This is a genomic window from Caulobacter sp. CCH9-E1 (genome assembly GCF_001556515.1).
GTDB lineage: Bacteria > Pseudomonadota > Alphaproteobacteria > Caulobacterales > Caulobacteraceae > Caulobacter.
This window is the reverse complement of record NZ_LSJA01000058.1, coordinates 1-13,994: the sequence shown is the minus strand read 5'-3', so window position 1 is coordinate 13,994 and position 13,994 is coordinate 1. Positions and strand designations below refer to the sequence as shown.

The following is a 13,994-nucleotide window of genomic DNA, read 5'->3' as shown; positions in this document are numbered from 1 at the left end:
ATCCTTACATCTCACGGCGAGACGATCGCAGGGCTGACCGGGTTGCTCAAGGACGACGCTCCGCGTCGCCGCCGCGCGGCCGCCCGGAGGGCGGTCCTTGACCAACCCGGACAGCCCTGCACGCTGCAGCCTCCAGGAGATGTAAGGTTCGCACCGACCTCGCGAGGTCGGGTAGCGACTTGAGGGGACGCTTACATTCGCTCGTCATCCCGGCCGCAGCGAAGCGGAGAGCCGGGACCCAGGGGCGGCGCGCACCGCGATCTTGCAACCCCTGGGTCCCGGGTCGGCTATGCCGCCCAGGATGACGAGGTGTTCTGCTAGGGGATAGCTCCGCTTCCGCCCCTTATCGGACAGTGCGTTCTATCAATATTAGGGAGATCGCTAGCGCGCTGATCGCAAGGACAAGCATGATCAGATTGGACGCGCCAAAGGCGGCGGCGGCAAGAAATGCGCTGATGCCTAGCGGCAGGATGAGCGCCGAAGCGCACATCCAGAACATGCCAGGACTCTTCGCCCGCTTATATGGCTCTCCAAGCCGTCCGTTCGCAGCGCCGGTTCTGATTATGTTTGCAAGGTTCCAGGACCCCAGGAGACCGGATACCAAGCTCCCCAAAAGCGCGGCGTTGTCGAGGCTCATCTGACACCCTCCCCTGCCTTGCAGCCAACCTAACCGAACGCTGAGGTCAAGCGCCCCCCTCACCGCGTCGTCATATTCCCCGACATCCGCCCGAACACCTCGCGCAGCGCCTGCGCCATCTCGGCCTCGACGCCCACCTGGTCCAGAGCCCGGCCCATGGCGTCGGTCCACTGCCGCGCCAGCTCGGCGTCGATCGGCATGGAGCGGTGCAGCGACATCATGCAGACGCCCGGCCGCGCGGCGAACCAGTCCCGCGGACCGCCCAGCCAGCCGGTCAGGAACCCCGCCAGCGAGGCGCGCATCGGGGTCAGGTCCGGCGCGTGGATCGCCCGCAGGCGCGCATAGGCCGGATCGCTGTCCATCAGGTCGTAGAAGGCGTCGACCACCGCCTGGACGCGTTCGGCGCCGCCGATCTGGTCGAACGGGGTCTCGGCGGCCGGAGCTTCGGCGACGTCGCTCATCACGGCCTCATGTCGCCCGTCTCGACGAACCTCTGGTGCCAGGCGAAGGCCTCCATCAGCAGGGTCGGCGACTGCTGGCCGTAGGAGTCGCGGCGGGCGCGGGCCAGATAGTCCTTCAGCGCCAGGCGATAATCCGGGTGCGAGCAGTTCTCGATGATGACCTCGGCCCGCTGCCGGGGCGACAGGCCGCGCAGGTCGGCCAGGCCCTGTTCGGTGACCAGAATCTGGACGTCCTGGTTGATGTGGTCGACGTGCGGGGTCTTCGGAACGATGGTCGAGATCTTGCCGCCCTTGGCCGTCGAGGGGGCCATGAAGATCGAGACATAGGCGTTGCGGGCGAAGTCGCCGCTACCGCCGATGCCGTTCTGGATACGCGAGCCCATCAGGTGGGTCGAGTTCACGGCCCCGTGGATGTCGGCCTCGATCATGCCGTTCATGGCGATGCAGCCCAGGCGGCGGATAACCTCGGGGTGGTTGCTGATCTCCTGGGGCCGCAGGACCAGGCGGTCGCGGAACCTGTGCATGTCGGCGTTCAGCGTCGCGGCGGCCTCGGGGCTCAGCGAGAAGGCGGTGGCCGAAGCGGTCAAGAGCTTGCCGGCCTCCATCAGCTCCAGCATGCCGTCCTGCAGCACCTCGGTATAGGCGGTCATGTTGTCGAACGGTCCGTCGACTAGGCCCGACATCACCGCGTTGGCGATATTGCCCACGCCCGACTGCAGCGGCAGCAGGGACGCAGGGAGCCGGCCCTTGGCGACCTCGTGGCGGAAGAATTCCAAGAGGTGGCCGGCGATGGCCTTGTGATCCTCGCCCGGCGCGTCGAACGGGAGGTTGCGGTCGGGGGAGTCGGTCTCGACCACCGCGACCACCTTGGACGGGTCGCAGCGGAAATAGGGCTCGCCGATGCGCTGGTCGGGACGGGTCAGCGGGATCGGCACCCGGTTCGGCGGCAGGGCCGTGCCGTAATAGATGTCGTGCATCCCCTCCAGCGCCGGGTTCTGCCAGCGATTGACCTCGAGGATCACCTTCGAGGCCCGGTCGATCCAGGTCTTGTTGTTGCCGACCGAGGACGAGGGGATCAGCGAGCCGTCGGCGCGGATGCCGCTGACCTCGACGATGGCGGTGTCCAGCGGGCCCAGGAAGCCTTGCCACGCCATCGGCGCGACCTGGCTGAGGTGCATGTCGAAATAGTCCATCTCGCCGCGATTGATCTTGTCGCGGGCGATGGGGTCGGAGTTGTAGGGCAGGCGGAACTCGATGCCGTCGGCCTTGGCCAGGGCGCCGTCCAGCTCCGGGCCGGTCGAGGCGCCGGTCCAGACGCGCAGGCGGAACGGGTTTCCGGCCGCGTGCTCGGCCTCGATCCGCTTGGCCAGGGCCAGAGGCACGGCCTTGGGATAGCCCGAGCCGGTGAAGCCGCTCATGCCCACCGTGCTGGCGGGGTCGATCAAGGCGGCGGCGGCTTCGGCCGACATCACCTTGGCTTGCAGGCTCGCGAGGGCGATCCGTCCAGCGCTCATGTCTCTCCTCCAAAAATACGGGGGCAGGCCTTAGCCGATGGTCGACCCGCCGTCCCCTCCGTAACAGCCCGGACGCGACGATCCGCCTCTTCAGCCCTTCCCGCAGGCAGCACAGGCCGGATCCGCCCCGATCCTGACCGTCCGGGTTTCGCCCGCCAGGGCGTCGTAGATCAAGAGCTTGCCCGACAAAGGCGCGCCGGCGCCGGTGATCAGCTTGACCGCCTCCAGCGCCATCATCGAACCGATTACCCCGGCCAGGGCCCCGACGACGCCGACGAGGGCGCAGGTCTCGGCGTCCGGCGGGACCTCGGGCACCAGGCAGCGATAGCAGGGCTGGCCGTGGAACACGCCCACCTGCCCGGTCCAGCGGCCCAGCGCCCCGCTGACCAGCGGCTTGCCGTGCGCCAGGCAGGCGTCGCTGACGGCGAAGCGGGTGGAAAAGTCGTCAGTGCCGTCGAGGACGAGATCGTACTGCTGGACCAGCTCGCCAGCGTTCTGGGGGTCCAGCCAGACCGGATGGGTTTCGACGGTTACATGCGGATTGAGCGCGGCCAGATGCGCTTTCGCCGCCTCGACCTTGGGCCGACCGACGTCGGTCTCCGCGTACAGCACCTGGCGCTGCAGGTTCGACAGCGACACCGCGTCCGGATCCACGAGGCCGATCGTCCCCACCCCGGCGGCGGCCAGGTACAGGGCCGCGGGCGCGCCGAGGCCGCCGGCGCCGACCATCAGCACCCGCGCGGCCTTCAGCTTCTGCTGGCCCGGACCGCCCACCTCGCGCAGCACCAGGTGGCGGGCGTAGCGTTCGACCTCCGCTTCCGAGAAACTCAACGCGCTTGACCCTCCGCCTTCGGCTCGCCACATGCGAAGCCATGCAAGGCAACAACTCGACTTTCCCCGACTGGCACGGGACGACGATCCTGGCGGTGCGCAAGAACGGCCAGACCGTGATCGCCGGCGACGGACAGGTGTCAATGGGCCCAACCGTCGTCAAGGGCAACGCCCGCAAGGTGCGACGCCTGGCCGGCGGCAAGGTCGTCGCGGGCTTCGCCGGCGCCACGGCCGACGCCTTCACGCTCATTGAGCGCCTGGAAGCGAAACTGGAGCAGTATCCCGACCAGCTGGCCCGCGCCTGCGTGGACCTGGCCAAGGACTGGCGGACCGATCGCTACCTCCGCCGCCTGGAGGCCATGCTGCTGGTCGCCGACAACACCGCCATCTACACCGTCACCGGCGTCGGCGACGTTCTGGAGCCGGGCGAGAGCGCCGGCGGCGGAGCGGTCGCGGCCATCGGTTCGGGCGGCAACTACGCCCTGGCGGCGGCCAAGGCCCTGATCGACCAGGACCTTTCGGCAGAGGACATCGCCCGCAAGGCGATGGGCATCGCCGCCGAGATCTGTGTCTATACGAACGGTAACCTGACGGTCGAAAGCTTGTAGGCTTTACTCCCCCAATCGGGAGGACCTTCACATGCTCAAGACCGTGTTCGGCGTCGGGTTCGCCGCGATGCTCGCCGTTTCAGCCCAGGCCCAGACCCCCGCCGCCCAGGTGGAGGCCGCCGAGCGCGCCTTCGCCGCCGACGGGCTGGCGCTGGGCGTGCGGGACTCGTTCTTGAAGCACATGGCCGACGACGCGATCCTGTTCGCGCCCGGTCCGGTCAGCGCCAAGGCGCTGTTCGAGAAACGCCCCTCCAGCAAGTCTCCCAGACTGGAATGGTGGCCGCAAAGGGTCGTGGCGGCCCGCTCCGGGGACTTGGCGCTGTCGGTGGGCCCCTCGGTGGTCAACGGCAAGCGCGGCGGCTACTTCGCCACGATCTGGCGCAAGACGCCCGGCGGCGGCTGGAAATGGATCTATGACGGCGGCGCGGCCGGCGACACGTCCAGGGCGCCGGGCCCCGAGGCGCCCACGATGCTGGACACCTTGACGACGGCCGGCGAGCGCTCACCCGCCCTGGCCTTCGACAAGGTCCGGGCCGCGGAAGGCGCCTTGGCCCAGACGGCCGAGACCGACGCGCCCGCCGCCTATCGCCGCGCCCTGGCCGCCGACGCCTGGATGCTCGGACCCGAGGGAACCGAAGGCCTGACGCCCGCCGCCGTCTCCGAGCGCCTCGACGCCCGGCCCCAACGCATGGTCCAGACCCTGCGCGGCGGCGGCGCCTCCAAGGCGGGGGACTTCGTCTGGACCCATGGCGAGGCCGGATGGGCCGACGACCAGGAAATCATCGAACACGCGCACTATATGCATGTCTGGCAGAAGCGCCCCGAAGGGTGGCGCCTGATCTTCGAGGCCCTGATCAACGACCGATGACTGAGTTTTCCCCCCGCGAGATCGTTTCCGAACTGGACCGCTACATCGTCGGCCACACCGACGCCAAGAAGGCCGTGGCCGTCGCCCTGCGCAACCGCTGGCGCCGCCGCCGCGCGCCGGCCGACATCCGTGACGAGCTGACGCCCAAGAACATCCTGCTGATCGGCCCCACCGGCGTCGGCAAGACCGAGATCGCCCGGCGCCTGGCCAAGCTGGCCCAGGCGCCGTTCCTGAAGATCGAGGCCACCAAGTTCACCGAGGTCGGCTATGTCGGCCGCGACGTCGACCAGATCGTCCGCGATCTCGTGGAGAGCGCCCTGGCCATGGTCCGTGACAAGCGCCGCGCCGCCGTCCGCGCCAAGGCCGAGGCCGCCGCCGAGGAGCGGATCCTCGACGCCCTGACCGGCCCCGGCTCCACCGCCGCCCGCGAGGCCTTCCGCAAGAAGATCCGGGCCGGCGAGCTGGACGACAAGGAGGTCGAGCTGCAGCTGGCCGACACCGGCGGCCAGACCTTCGAGATCCCCGGCCAGCCGGGCGCGGCGGTCTTCAACCTGTCGGACATGATGAAGTCGTTCGGCGGCGGTCGCCAGAAGACCCACAAGACCACGGTCGCCGGCGCCTGGGCCCCGCTGATCGCCGAGGAGAGCGACAAGCTGCTGGACCAGGAGGCCCTCACCCAGGAGGCCCTGGAGCTGGCCGAGAACCACGGCATCGTCTTTCTCGATGAGATCGACAAGGTCGCCAGCTCGTCGCAGCGCTCGGGCGCGGACGTCTCCCGCGAGGGCGTGCAGCGGGATCTCTTGCCGCTGATCGAGGGGACGACGGTCTCGACCAAGTACGGGCCGGTGAAGACCGACCACATCCTGTTCATCGCCTCGGGCGCCTTCCACGTCGCCAAGCCGTCGGACCTGCTGCCCGAGCTCCAGGGCCGCCTGCCGATCCGCGTGGAGCTGAAGGGCCTGACGCGCGATGATTTGCGCCGGATCCTCACCGAGCCGGAGGCCAACCTGATCCGCCAGCACCAGGCGCTGATGGCGACCGAAGAGGTCACCCTCGTTTTCACCGACGAGGCCATCGACGCCCTGGCGGACGCGGCGGTGGCCGTGAACGCCTCGGTCGAGAACATTGGGGCCCGGCGTTTGCAGACCATCCTCGAGAAGGTGGTCGAGGAGATCAGCTTCACGGCCGCCGATCGCGGCGGCGAGACGGTGACGGTGGACGCGGCCTATGTGCAGGAGCGCGTCGGCGCGCTGGCCGCGAACGCGGATCTGAGCCGGTTTATTCTCTAAACGGACACCTTCTCCCTCAGGGAGAAGGCGGGACCCGCGCCGCAGGCGCGGGGGGATGAGGGATTACAGCGGCCGACGCCTTACCCCCTCACCCTCCCATCGCTTCGCGACGGGCCCCGCCCTCTCCCTCTGGGAGAGGGAACCTCTGCGTCGCCTCCATCCCCAGGATCGCCGCCTTCCGCGCCAGGCCCCAGTGATACCCCGTGAGCTTGCCGCTCTTGGCGATCGCGCGGTGGCAGGGGATCAAGAGCGAGATCGGGTTGGCCCCGATGGCGCCGCCGGTCGCCTGGAAGGCGCCGGGCTTGCCGGCCCAGGCGGCGACCTGGCCGTAGGTGGCCGTCGCCCCGGCCGGGATGGTCAGCAGGGCCTTCCAGACCTGGATGTGGAACGGCGAGCCGATCAGCACCACCGGCAACGGCCCCTCCCCGCCCGCGCCCCCACCGCGTATGAAAGCGCGCAGGGCCATGGCTTGGGCGGCCGCGTCGTCGCGGACCCAGTCGGCGGCCGGGAAGCGGCGGTGCATGTCGGCGAAGCTCATCTCGTCTTCGCCGTCGGAGAAGGCCAGGCCCGCCAGGCCCCGCTCGGCCATCACGAACAGGCCCTTGCCGAACGGCGTCGGGGCCCAGCCCCAGCGCAGCGTCATCCCGGCCCCGCGCCGCCGCACCTCGCCCGGCGTCGCCGCCTCCTGGGCGATGAACAGGTCGTGCAGGCGTGACGGCCCCGACAGCCCCGCGTCGAAGGCCGCGTCCAGAACCGTGCCGCCGGCCTCCAGCGAGCGGCGCGCCTCGGCGTGGGCGATGGCCGAGACGAAGGTCTTGGGACTGACCCCCGCCCAGCGGGTGAAGATGCGCTGGAAATGGAACGGCGACAGGCCCACGGCCCCCGCCGCCTCGTCCAGCGAGGGGTGATCGGACCACCGCTCGGCCAGCCAGTCGAGCGCCTTGGCCATGCGGTGGTAGTCGACCGAGCGTTCGGCCAGACGCGCCAGCTCTTGGCTGGCGGCCTCCGAAAGGCCCGTCGACAGGAAGGATGCGTCGTATGCCATGTCCGACACGCTAGCCGCGTCGGATAACGCCGTCCGCCCGGTTCTTGCGGCCGTTTCGCTGGTCACGACCAGCGCTCGTTGCGCGCGGCGCGGATGGCGTCCTGCAGGGCGCCCGCGAAACGGATTCGCTCCTCGGGGCTGAGCGACCGGGCCAGGGTCAGGCGCTTGCGATGGATCATCAGCCGCACGCGGGCGTCATGCTCGCCGGGGAGATCGACGCCGACCCGCGTGAAGGCCGTCGGCGAGGTCCAGACCGTCCGCGCGCCCTTCTCGTCCTCGCGGCTGACGGTGACGGCCTCGGCGGTGACCTGGACGCGCTCGACGCGCTTGGCGGCGCGATCGCTGGCGCGGAAGGCCAGCCACAGGGCCAGGACGTCGAGGCCCAGGAACGGCAGCACCGGCGGCGCGCCGACCACCAGCAGGAACACCGCCACCAGGATGTTGAAGGCCATGACCACGGCCAGCAGCACCGCCGCCCCTTGAGGCGTCAACGAACGGTGCGGCGCGATCACCCGGTCCATGTAGAGCGGCGAGGCCATGGCGCGGAATTTAGGCGCGGCCCGGGCGCTTGGCGAGAGGGGCGCATCACGGCATGGTCCGCCCCATGGCCAAACCCGTTGTCGCCAAGTCGAAGCCCGCCCAAGCCAAGCCAACGAGGAAGAAGGCGGCCAGACGCATCTCTCCCGCCGAACGCGAACGGGTCGAGGTGCTGTTCGAGCGGTTCGAGAGCCTCGAACTCCGCCCCAAGACCGAGCTCAACTATTCCAACCCCTACGAGCTGGTCACCGCCGTGGCCCTGTCGGCCCAGGCCACCGACGTCAGCGTCAACAAGGCCACCGACAAGCTGTTCAAGGTCGCCAATACGCCCCAGGCGATGCTGGACCTCGGCGAGGCGGGCCTCGTCCCCTACATCGCCTCGATCGGCCTCTACCGGACCAAGGCCAAGAACGTCCTCGCCACGGCCAATATCCTGGTCAGCCAGTATGGCGGAGAGGTGCCGCTGAACCGGGCGGCGCTGGAAAGCCTGCCCGGCGTCGGCCGCAAGACCGCCAGCGTGGTGCTGAACGAGCTGGACATCGAGCCGGCCATCGCCGTCGACACCCACGTCTTCCGCGTCTCGCACCGCCTGAAACTGTCGACCGGCAAGACGCCCGACGCGGTCGAGCAGGACTTGATGCGGATCGTGCCCGGTCCCTATCAGACCCGGGCGCACCACTGGCTGATCCTGCACGGACGGTATGTCTGCGTGGCGCGCAAGCCCAAGTGCGAGGTGTGCAAGATCAGCGATCTGTGTCCGTCGCGGGAGCTGTTTTTGGGGGCGTGAGGCCTGTTCAGTTCCTCCCCCGCGCTGCGGGGGAGGTGGCCCAGAGGGCCGGAGGGGGCAACCTCAGCCTATTTCCAGCTTGCCCCTCAGTCGCTCCGCGACAGCTCCCCCGCATCGCGAGGGAGCATCTTTGTCTTAGCTAGCCGATCGCCCGCATCACCGCCGCCGCGAACGCCGCGCCCTTGTCATGCGCGTGTTCGAGGAAGAGGTCCGGCTCGATGACCTCCAGCTCCATCAGCTGGGGCGTGTGGTCGAGGCCGCGGATCAAATCGACGCGGGCGTAGGTCAGGGTCCCCGGCGCGGCGTTCAGCACCATCTCGGCGGCGCGCAGAGCCTCGGGCTCCGGCGCGATCTCGCTGACCTGGCCGCCGAACTGCGGCTGGACGCGGAAGTCGCCGGAGGCGGCCACCTTGGCCACGGCGTGGCTGAAGCGGCCGTCGAAATAAAAGAGGGACAGCTCGCCCTCCTCGCCGACCGCCGGCAGGAAGGGCTGGATCAGCGCCGGGCCCGTCGGGCCGCCCTCCAGCGAGCCATGGCGCTTGACGCGGATGGTGTCCTGCGAGCCGGCCGAGACCTGCGGCTTGACCACCACCTCGTCGACGCCGAAGGCGTCGAAGGCGGCCTCGACGGCGTCCATCGTCAGCTGGTCATGGGCGTGGGTTGGGACCACTGGCGCCCCCTTGCCGGCCAGCTCCACCAGATAGATCTTGGTCGAGTTCCAGCGCAGCACCGCCGCCGGATTGGCGACCCGCGTTCCCTCGGCCTCCAGCCGATCCAGCAGGGCGAACCACTCGGGCTGGCGGTGGTGATAGCCCCAGGCCAGGGACGGCATGACCAGCCGGGCGCGGCCGCGCTCGATCGGATCGGTCCAGGGCTGGGCGCCGACCAGCAGGCCGTGGGCGCGCAGCGGCGCGGCCAGACGCTCGAACAACGGCGTCCAGGTCGTGGCGAACCGCGGCTCGTCTCGGGCCGGAACCAGGATCAGGACGTCGACCATCGGTTTGCTCGCTCCAAGCATTTTCCGACGAAGTGGACGCCCGTTCGTCGTTAGAAAATGCGCCTAATCAAAGAGACGAGGATCTATCGGCGATCTGACCGGACCGCCGACAGGCCCTTATTTGGCGGTTCGCGTTAGAGTGTCGCAGGGTCGCGGGCAAGAGCTTGCGTTGCCTTGACGCCCCACTTCCTTTAATCGCCGTGCTGCTTGGCTTACGGCCCAGTTCTTTCAAAGGTTTGCTACGCCCCATGACCGCGCTCTACGACGTCGCCGCCATTGGCAACGCCATCGTCGACGTCATCGCCCAATGCGACGAGGCCTTCCTCGCGCGCGAGGGCCTGGTGAAGGGCTCGATGGCCCTGATCGATCCGGCCCGGGCGGCCAGCCTGTACGACGTGATGTCGGCCGGGATCGAGGCCTCGGGGGGCAGCGCCGCCAACACCGTGGCCGGCGTCGCCAGCTTCGGCGGCAAGGCCGCCTTCATCGGCAAGGTCGCCGACGACCAGCTGGGCCGCGTCTTCCGCCACGACATGAACGCCATCGGCTGCGTGTTCACCACCCCGCCGCTGGCCGAAGGTCCGGCCACGGCCCAGAGCCTGATCAATGTCACCGCCGACGCCCAGCGCACCATGTCGACCTATCTGGGCGCCTGCGTCGAGCTGACCCCGGCCGACGTCGACCCCGAGATCATCGAGCGCGCGCAGATTTCGTACCTGGAAGGCTATCTGTTCGACCCGCCGGAAGCCCGTCGCGCCTTCGCCAAGGCCGCCGCCCTGGCCCACGGCGCGGGTCGCAAGATCTCGATGACCCTGAGCGACAGCTTCATGGTCGACCGCCACCGCGGCGCCCTGCTGGGCTTCATCGAAACCCAGTGCGACATCGTCTTCGCCAACGAAAGCGAAGTCTGCTCGCTGTTCGAGACCACCAACTTTGGAGAAGCCGTCAAGGCCTTGGCCGACCGCTGCGAGATCGCCGCCGTCACCCGCAGCGAAAAAGGCTCGGTGGTGGCCGCAAACGGGCAGTTGCACGAAATCTCGGCCTACCCGGTGGAAAAAGTCGTGGACACGACCGGCGCGGGCGACCAATACGCGGCGGGTTTCCTCTTCGGCCTTTCCCAGGGCCGCCCGCTGCCTATCTGTGGCCAGCTGGGCAGCCTGGCCGCCGCCGAGGTGATCGAACACTACGGTCCGCGTCCGCAGGTCTCCCTGCGCGAGCTGGCCGCCCAAAACGGCCTCTAAGGCAAGAACGGACTTTAGAACTCAGATGGCCCGCACCGCTGAAGTGGTCCGCGAGACGAAGGAGACCCAGATCCGGGTCTGGATCGATCTCGACGGGACCGGCGCCTCGACGATCTCCACCGGCATTGGTTTCTACGACCATATGCTGGAGAGCTTCGCGCGCCACGGCGGCTTCGACCTGAAGGTCGAGACCAAGGGCGATCTGCACATCGACATGCACCACACCGTCGAGGACACCGGCATCGTGCTGGGCCTGGCGGTGAACAAGGCGCTGGACGGCTTCAAGGGCATCCGCCGCTTCGGCTCGGCCTATATCCCGATGGACGAGACCCTGACGCGCTGCGCCATCGACCTGTCCAACCGCCCGTACCTGGTCTGGAAGGTCGACTTCAAGCGGCCCAAGGTCGGCGAGATGGACACCGAGCTCTTCAAGGAGTTCCACCACGCGTTCGCGATGAACTGCGGGGCGTGCGTGCACCTGGAGACCCTGTACGGCGACAACACCCACCACGTCGCCGAAAGCGGCTTCAAGGCCCTGGCCCGGGCGCTGCGTCAGGCGGTCGAGATCGACCCGAAGACCGGCGGCCAGGCTCCGTCCACCAAGGGCGTGCTGTAAGGACACTCCATGCAGACCGTCGCCCTGATCGACTACGGGTCGGGCAACCTGCGTTCGGCCGAGAAGGCCCTGCGTGAGGCGGCCCGCCGCCGCGCGCTCGACGCCGACATCGTCGTCACCGCCGATCCCGACCTTGTCGCCAAGGCCGATCGCGTCTTCCTGCCCGGCGTCGGGGCCTTCGCCTCGTGCCGCGCGGGCCTGGACGCCACCGGCGTCTACGAGGCGATGAACCAGGCCGTGCACGGCCGGGGCGCGCCGTTCATGGGCATCTGCGTGGGCCACCAGCTCCTGGCCACCGAAGGCCTGGAGTTCGGCGTCACCCCGGGCCTGGACTGGATCAAGGGCCAGGTGAAGAAGCTCGAGCCCAACGACCCGCATCTCACCATCCCGCACATGGGCTGGAACGCGATCGCGTTCACGCGCGCTCATGCCCTGTTCAAGGGCATCGAGGACGGCGCCCACATGTACTACGCCAATTCGTTCGCCCTGAACGCTTCCAACCCGGAAGATGTCGTCGCGACAACCGACCACGGCGGCCCGTTCACGGCCGCGGTGGCCAGGGACAACGTCGCGGGCGTACAATTTCACCCCGAAAAGTCACAAGCCTCAGGGCTCGCCCTGCTCGCCAACTTCCTGGAATGGCGCCCATGATCCTCTATCCCGCCATCGACCTGAAGGACGGCCAGTGCGTGCGTCTGCTGCACGGCGACATGGAGAAGGCCACGGTCTTCAACACCTCGCCCGCCGACCAGGCTCAGCGCTTCGTCAAGGACGGCTTCTCGTGGCTGCACGTCGTTGATCTGAACGGCGCCATCGAGGGCAAGTCGGTCAACACCGCCGCCGTGGAGACGATCCTGGAGTCGATCTCGATCCCGGTGCAGCTGGGCGGCGGCATTCGCACGCTGGAAGGCGTCGAGGCCTGGATCGAGGCGGGCGTGTCCCGCGTCATCCTGGGCACCGTGGCCGTCCACGATCCGGACCTGGTCCGCAAGGCCGCCCGCCTGTGGCCCGAGCAGATCGCCGTGGCCGTCGACGTGCGTGACGGCAAGGTCGCGGTCGACGGCTGGACGGGCCTGTCGGACCTCGACGCCATCTCGCTGGGCAAGCGCTTCGAGGACGCGGGCGTCGCCGCCTTGATCGTCACCGACATCAGCCGCGACGGCGCCCTGACGGGCGTCAATGTCGAGGGCGTGGGCGAGCTGGCCGACGCCGTCTCGATCCCCGTCATCGCCTCGGGCGGCGTCGCCTCGGTCGCCGACATCGAACGCCTGAAGGCGCGCGAGGGCGTCGAGATCGCCGGCGCGATCCTGGGCCGGTCGCTCTACGCCGGCACGATCCGCCCGGCCGAAGCCCTGATCGCGGCGGCCGCCTGATGCTGAAGACCCGGATCATTCCCTGCCTCGACGTGAAGGACGGGCGGGTGGTCAAGGGGGTCAACTTCGTCTCCCTGCGCGACGCCGGCGACCCGGTGGAGCAGGCCAGAGCGTATGACGCCGCTGGCGCGGACGAGCTGATGTTCCTGGACATCACGGCGTCTAGCGAAGGCCGGGGCCTGATCCTGGACGTGATCTCGCGCACCGCCGAGGTCTGCTTCATGCCCGTCTCGGTGGGCGGGGGCGTGCGGCAGGTCGGTGACATGCGCCGCCTCCTGCTGGCCGGCGCCGACAAGGTCTCGGTCAACACCGCCGCCGTCGAGAACCCGGACCTGATCGCCGGCGGCGCCGACGCCTTCGGGGCCCAGTGCGTGGTCGTGGCGATCGACGCCAAGGCGCGCGAGGACGGCTCGGGCTGGAACGTCTGGACCTATGGCGGCCGCAAGGACACCGGCATCGACGTGGTCGAATGGGCCGCCAAGGTCGTGGAGCGCGGCGCGGGCGAGATCCTGCTGACCTCGATGGACCGCGACGGCGCCAAGATCGGCTACGACATCCCGCTGCTGAAGGCCGTCACGGCCGAGGTCAATGTCCCGGTGATCGCCTCGGGCGGCGCAGGGACCACCGAGCACCTGGTGGAAGCCGCCCGCGACGGCCACGCCGCCGCCGTGCTGGCCGCCTCGATCTTTCACTTCGGCGAGATCTCGATCGGCGAAGCCAAGCGAGCCATGGCCGCCGCCGGCATCCCGGTGCGTCTCGACGCCCTGAAGGAGGTCGCATGAGCCAGCGCCTGACCGACATCCTGCAACGCCTCGCGGCGACCATCGAGGCCCGCAAGGGCGGCGATCCGTCGGTGTCCTACACCGCCAAGCTGCTGAACGACCCGGCCCTCGCGGCCAAGAAGCTGGGCGAGGAGGCCGTCGAGACGGTGATCGCGGCCGTGGCCCAGGGTCCGGACGCCCTGGCCGCCGAAAGCGCCGACCTCCTCTACCATTGGCTGGCCCTGATGGCGGCCTCGGACGTCTCGCTGGACGCCGTGGCCGAGAAGCTGGAAGCCCGCGAGGGGACCTCCGGCATCGCCGAGAAGGCGTCCAGAAAGTCCTAAATCACAAACCTCGTGTCATCCCGGCCGAAGCGTAGCGTAGAGCCGGCGACTGTGTTGGGTCAATCGGGCTTTTGCCAGGGCTGGTTTG

18 protein-coding genes and 1 pseudogene are annotated in these 13,994 nt (G+C 69.0%); 12 read left to right on the top strand and 7 right to left on the bottom strand.

Annotation, left to right across the window (positions count from 1 at the left end; all coding sequences use genetic code 11):
• Together AX690_RS22665 and AX690_RS23540 are read left to right on the top strand one after the other, a co-directional pair.
• Positions 1-101: hypothetical protein (locus AX690_RS22665; protein ID WP_156449550.1), on the top strand; the 101-nt coding region annotated here is incomplete at its 5' end.
• A 98-nt stretch (positions 102-199) separates the two neighbouring features.
• A pseudogene (locus AX690_RS23540) lies at positions 200-328 on the top strand (hypothetical protein); the annotation flags it as partial.
• Between the two features lie 15 nt (positions 329-343).
• Here AX690_RS23540 and AX690_RS22660 read toward each other — a convergent pair.
• From AX690_RS22660 to AX690_RS03275, 4 genes are all read right to left on the bottom strand, one after another.
• On the bottom strand, positions 344-637 hold the full coding sequence (locus tag AX690_RS22660) for a hypothetical protein (RefSeq protein ID WP_156449549.1): 294 nt from the start codon (positions 635-637) through the stop codon (positions 344-346).
• A gap of 59 nt (positions 638-696) precedes the next feature.
• On the bottom strand, positions 697-1,098 hold the full coding sequence (locus AX690_RS03285) for a group II truncated hemoglobin (protein WP_066683563.1): 402 nt from the start codon (positions 1,096-1,098) through the stop codon (positions 697-699).
• Positions 1,098-2,612, bottom strand: coding sequence for an acetyl-CoA hydrolase/transferase family protein (locus AX690_RS03280; RefSeq protein WP_066683564.1), 1,515 nt, complete (start codon positions 2,610-2,612; stop codon positions 1,098-1,100). The genes AX690_RS03285 and AX690_RS03280 overlap by 1 nt, the downstream gene beginning before the upstream one ends.
• 90 nt (positions 2,613-2,702) lie before the next feature.
• On the bottom strand, positions 2,703-3,443 hold the full coding sequence (locus AX690_RS03275; RefSeq protein ID WP_066683566.1) for a molybdopterin-synthase adenylyltransferase MoeB: 741 nt from the start codon (positions 3,441-3,443) through the stop codon (positions 2,703-2,705).
• Positions 3,444-3,448: 5 nt separating this feature from the next.
• On the opposite strand from AX690_RS03275, the gene hslV reads away from it, so the two are divergent.
• Genes hslV through hslU form a run of 3 tightly spaced genes read left to right on the top strand, consistent with a single transcriptional unit; the run spans position 3,449 to position 6,208 of the window.
• Entirely contained in the window at positions 3,449-4,051 is a 603-nt protein-coding gene (gene hslV, locus AX690_RS03270; protein ID WP_197426772.1) for an ATP-dependent protease subunit HslV, read from the top strand.
• Positions 4,052-4,082: 31 nt separating this feature from the next.
• The gene (locus AX690_RS03265) at positions 4,083-4,919 is read left to right on the top strand and encodes a DUF4440 domain-containing protein (protein WP_066683569.1); all 837 of its coding nucleotides are present in this window, start codon (positions 4,083-4,085) and stop codon (positions 4,917-4,919) included.
• A complete protein-coding gene (gene hslU, locus AX690_RS03260) occupies positions 4,916-6,208 on the top strand; it encodes an ATP-dependent protease ATPase subunit HslU (protein WP_066683570.1) in 1,293 nt (430 codons plus the stop codon). Before AX690_RS03265 ends, hslU begins: the two co-directional genes overlap by 4 nt.
• Before the next feature lie 88 nt (positions 6,209-6,296).
• Here hslU and AX690_RS03255 read toward each other — a convergent pair whose 3' ends face one another.
• Together AX690_RS03255 and AX690_RS03250 are read right to left on the bottom strand one after the other, a co-directional pair.
• Positions 6,297-7,253 carry a bifunctional helix-turn-helix domain-containing protein/methylated-DNA--[protein]-cysteine S-methyltransferase gene (locus AX690_RS03255; protein ID WP_066681524.1) on the bottom strand — a complete coding sequence of 319 codons (957 nt, stop codon included), beginning with the start codon at positions 7,251-7,253 and terminating at the stop codon, positions 6,297-6,299.
• 62 nt (positions 7,254-7,315) lie between these two features.
• Positions 7,316-7,792, bottom strand: a complete 477-nt coding sequence (locus tag AX690_RS03250; RefSeq protein ID WP_066681492.1) for a DUF2244 domain-containing protein — start codon at positions 7,790-7,792, stop codon at positions 7,316-7,318.
• A gap of 65 nt (positions 7,793-7,857) precedes the next feature.
• Between AX690_RS03250 and nth the strand changes: the two genes are divergently transcribed.
• Positions 7,858-8,577 (top strand): endonuclease III, encoded by a 720-nt coding sequence (gene nth, locus AX690_RS03245; protein ID WP_066681527.1) that lies wholly within the window; start codon positions 7,858-7,860, stop codon positions 8,575-8,577.
• A 139-nt stretch (positions 8,578-8,716) separates the two neighbouring features.
• Here nth and AX690_RS03240 read toward each other — a convergent pair whose 3' ends face one another.
• Positions 8,717-9,574, bottom strand: coding sequence for a RimK family alpha-L-glutamate ligase (locus AX690_RS03240; RefSeq protein ID WP_156449547.1), 858 nt, complete (start codon positions 9,572-9,574; stop codon positions 8,717-8,719).
• Between the two features lie 248 nt (positions 9,575-9,822).
• Here AX690_RS03240 and AX690_RS03235 point away from each other — a divergent pair, with 248 nt between their 5' ends.
• From AX690_RS03235 to AX690_RS03210, 6 genes are read left to right on the top strand one after another with little or no spacing between them, the layout of a single operon-like run.
• On the top strand, positions 9,823-10,812 hold the full coding sequence (locus AX690_RS03235; protein WP_066681511.1) for an adenosine kinase: 990 nt from the start codon (positions 9,823-9,825) through the stop codon (positions 10,810-10,812).
• Between the two features lie 25 nt (positions 10,813-10,837).
• Positions 10,838-11,428 carry an imidazoleglycerol-phosphate dehydratase HisB gene (gene hisB, locus AX690_RS03230; RefSeq protein ID WP_066681513.1) on the top strand — a complete coding sequence of 197 codons (591 nt, stop codon included), beginning with the start codon at positions 10,838-10,840 and terminating at the stop codon, positions 11,426-11,428.
• Positions 11,429-11,437: 9 nt separating this feature from the next.
• Positions 11,438-12,079 carry an imidazole glycerol phosphate synthase subunit HisH gene (gene hisH, locus AX690_RS03225; RefSeq protein ID WP_066730277.1) on the top strand — a complete coding sequence of 214 codons (642 nt, stop codon included), beginning with the start codon at positions 11,438-11,440 and terminating at the stop codon, positions 12,077-12,079.
• Positions 12,067-12,801, top strand: a complete 735-nt coding sequence (hisA, locus tag AX690_RS03220; protein WP_197426771.1) for a 1-(5-phosphoribosyl)-5-[(5-phosphoribosylamino)methylideneamino]imidazole-4-carboxamide isomerase — start codon at positions 12,067-12,069, stop codon at positions 12,799-12,801. The genes hisH and hisA overlap by 13 nt, the downstream gene beginning before the upstream one ends.
• Positions 12,801-13,583, top strand: a complete 783-nt coding sequence (hisF, locus tag AX690_RS03215) for an imidazole glycerol phosphate synthase subunit HisF (protein ID WP_066681518.1) — start codon at positions 12,801-12,803, stop codon at positions 13,581-13,583. Before hisA ends, hisF begins: the two co-directional genes overlap by 1 nt.
• Positions 13,580-13,906 (top strand): phosphoribosyl-ATP diphosphatase, encoded by a 327-nt coding sequence (locus AX690_RS03210; RefSeq protein WP_066681521.1) that lies wholly within the window; start codon positions 13,580-13,582, stop codon positions 13,904-13,906. Before hisF ends, AX690_RS03210 begins: the two co-directional genes overlap by 4 nt.
• Positions 13,907-13,994: the final 88 nt, after the last annotated feature.

Excerpts from the sequence above, each read along its gene's own strand:
- AX690_RS03285 (WP_066683563.1), bottom strand. The coding sequence starts at position 1,098 with ATGAGCGACGTCGCCGAAGCTCCGGCCGCCGAGACCCCGTTCGACCAG.
- hisB (WP_066681513.1), top strand. The coding sequence starts at position 10,838 with ATGGCCCGCACCGCTGAAGTGGTCCGCGAGACGAAGGAGACCCAGATC.
- AX690_RS03210 (WP_066681521.1), top strand. The coding sequence starts at position 13,580 with ATGAGCCAGCGCCTGACCGACATCCTGCAACGCCTCGCGGCGACCATC.
- hisF (WP_066681518.1), top strand. The coding sequence starts at position 12,801 with ATGCTGAAGACCCGGATCATTCCCTGCCTCGACGTGAAGGACGGGCGG.
- AX690_RS22660 (WP_156449549.1), bottom strand. The coding sequence starts at position 637 with ATGAGCCTCGACAACGCCGCGCTTTTGGGGAGCTTGGTATCCGGTCTC.
- AX690_RS03280 (WP_066683564.1), bottom strand. The coding sequence starts at position 2,612 with ATGAGCGCTGGACGGATCGCCCTCGCGAGCCTGCAAGCCAAGGTGATG.
- hisA (WP_197426771.1), top strand. The coding sequence starts at position 12,067 with ATGGCGCCCATGATCCTCTATCCCGCCATCGACCTGAAGGACGGCCAG.
- AX690_RS03250 (WP_066681492.1), bottom strand. The coding sequence starts at position 7,792 with ATGGCCTCGCCGCTCTACATGGACCGGGTGATCGCGCCGCACCGTTCG.
- AX690_RS03240 (WP_156449547.1), bottom strand. The coding sequence starts at position 9,574 with ATGGTCGACGTCCTGATCCTGGTTCCGGCCCGAGACGAGCCGCGGTTC.
- nth (WP_066681527.1), top strand. The coding sequence starts at position 7,858 with ATGGCCAAACCCGTTGTCGCCAAGTCGAAGCCCGCCCAAGCCAAGCCA.
- hisH (WP_066730277.1), top strand. The coding sequence starts at position 11,438 with ATGCAGACCGTCGCCCTGATCGACTACGGGTCGGGCAACCTGCGTTCG.
- hslU (WP_066683570.1), top strand. The coding sequence starts at position 4,916 with ATGACTGAGTTTTCCCCCCGCGAGATCGTTTCCGAACTGGACCGCTAC.
- AX690_RS03255 (WP_066681524.1), bottom strand. The coding sequence starts at position 7,253 with ATGGCATACGACGCATCCTTCCTGTCGACGGGCCTTTCGGAGGCCGCC.
- AX690_RS03265 (WP_066683569.1), top strand. The coding sequence starts at position 4,083 with ATGCTCAAGACCGTGTTCGGCGTCGGGTTCGCCGCGATGCTCGCCGTT.
- AX690_RS03235 (WP_066681511.1), top strand. The coding sequence starts at position 9,823 with ATGACCGCGCTCTACGACGTCGCCGCCATTGGCAACGCCATCGTCGAC.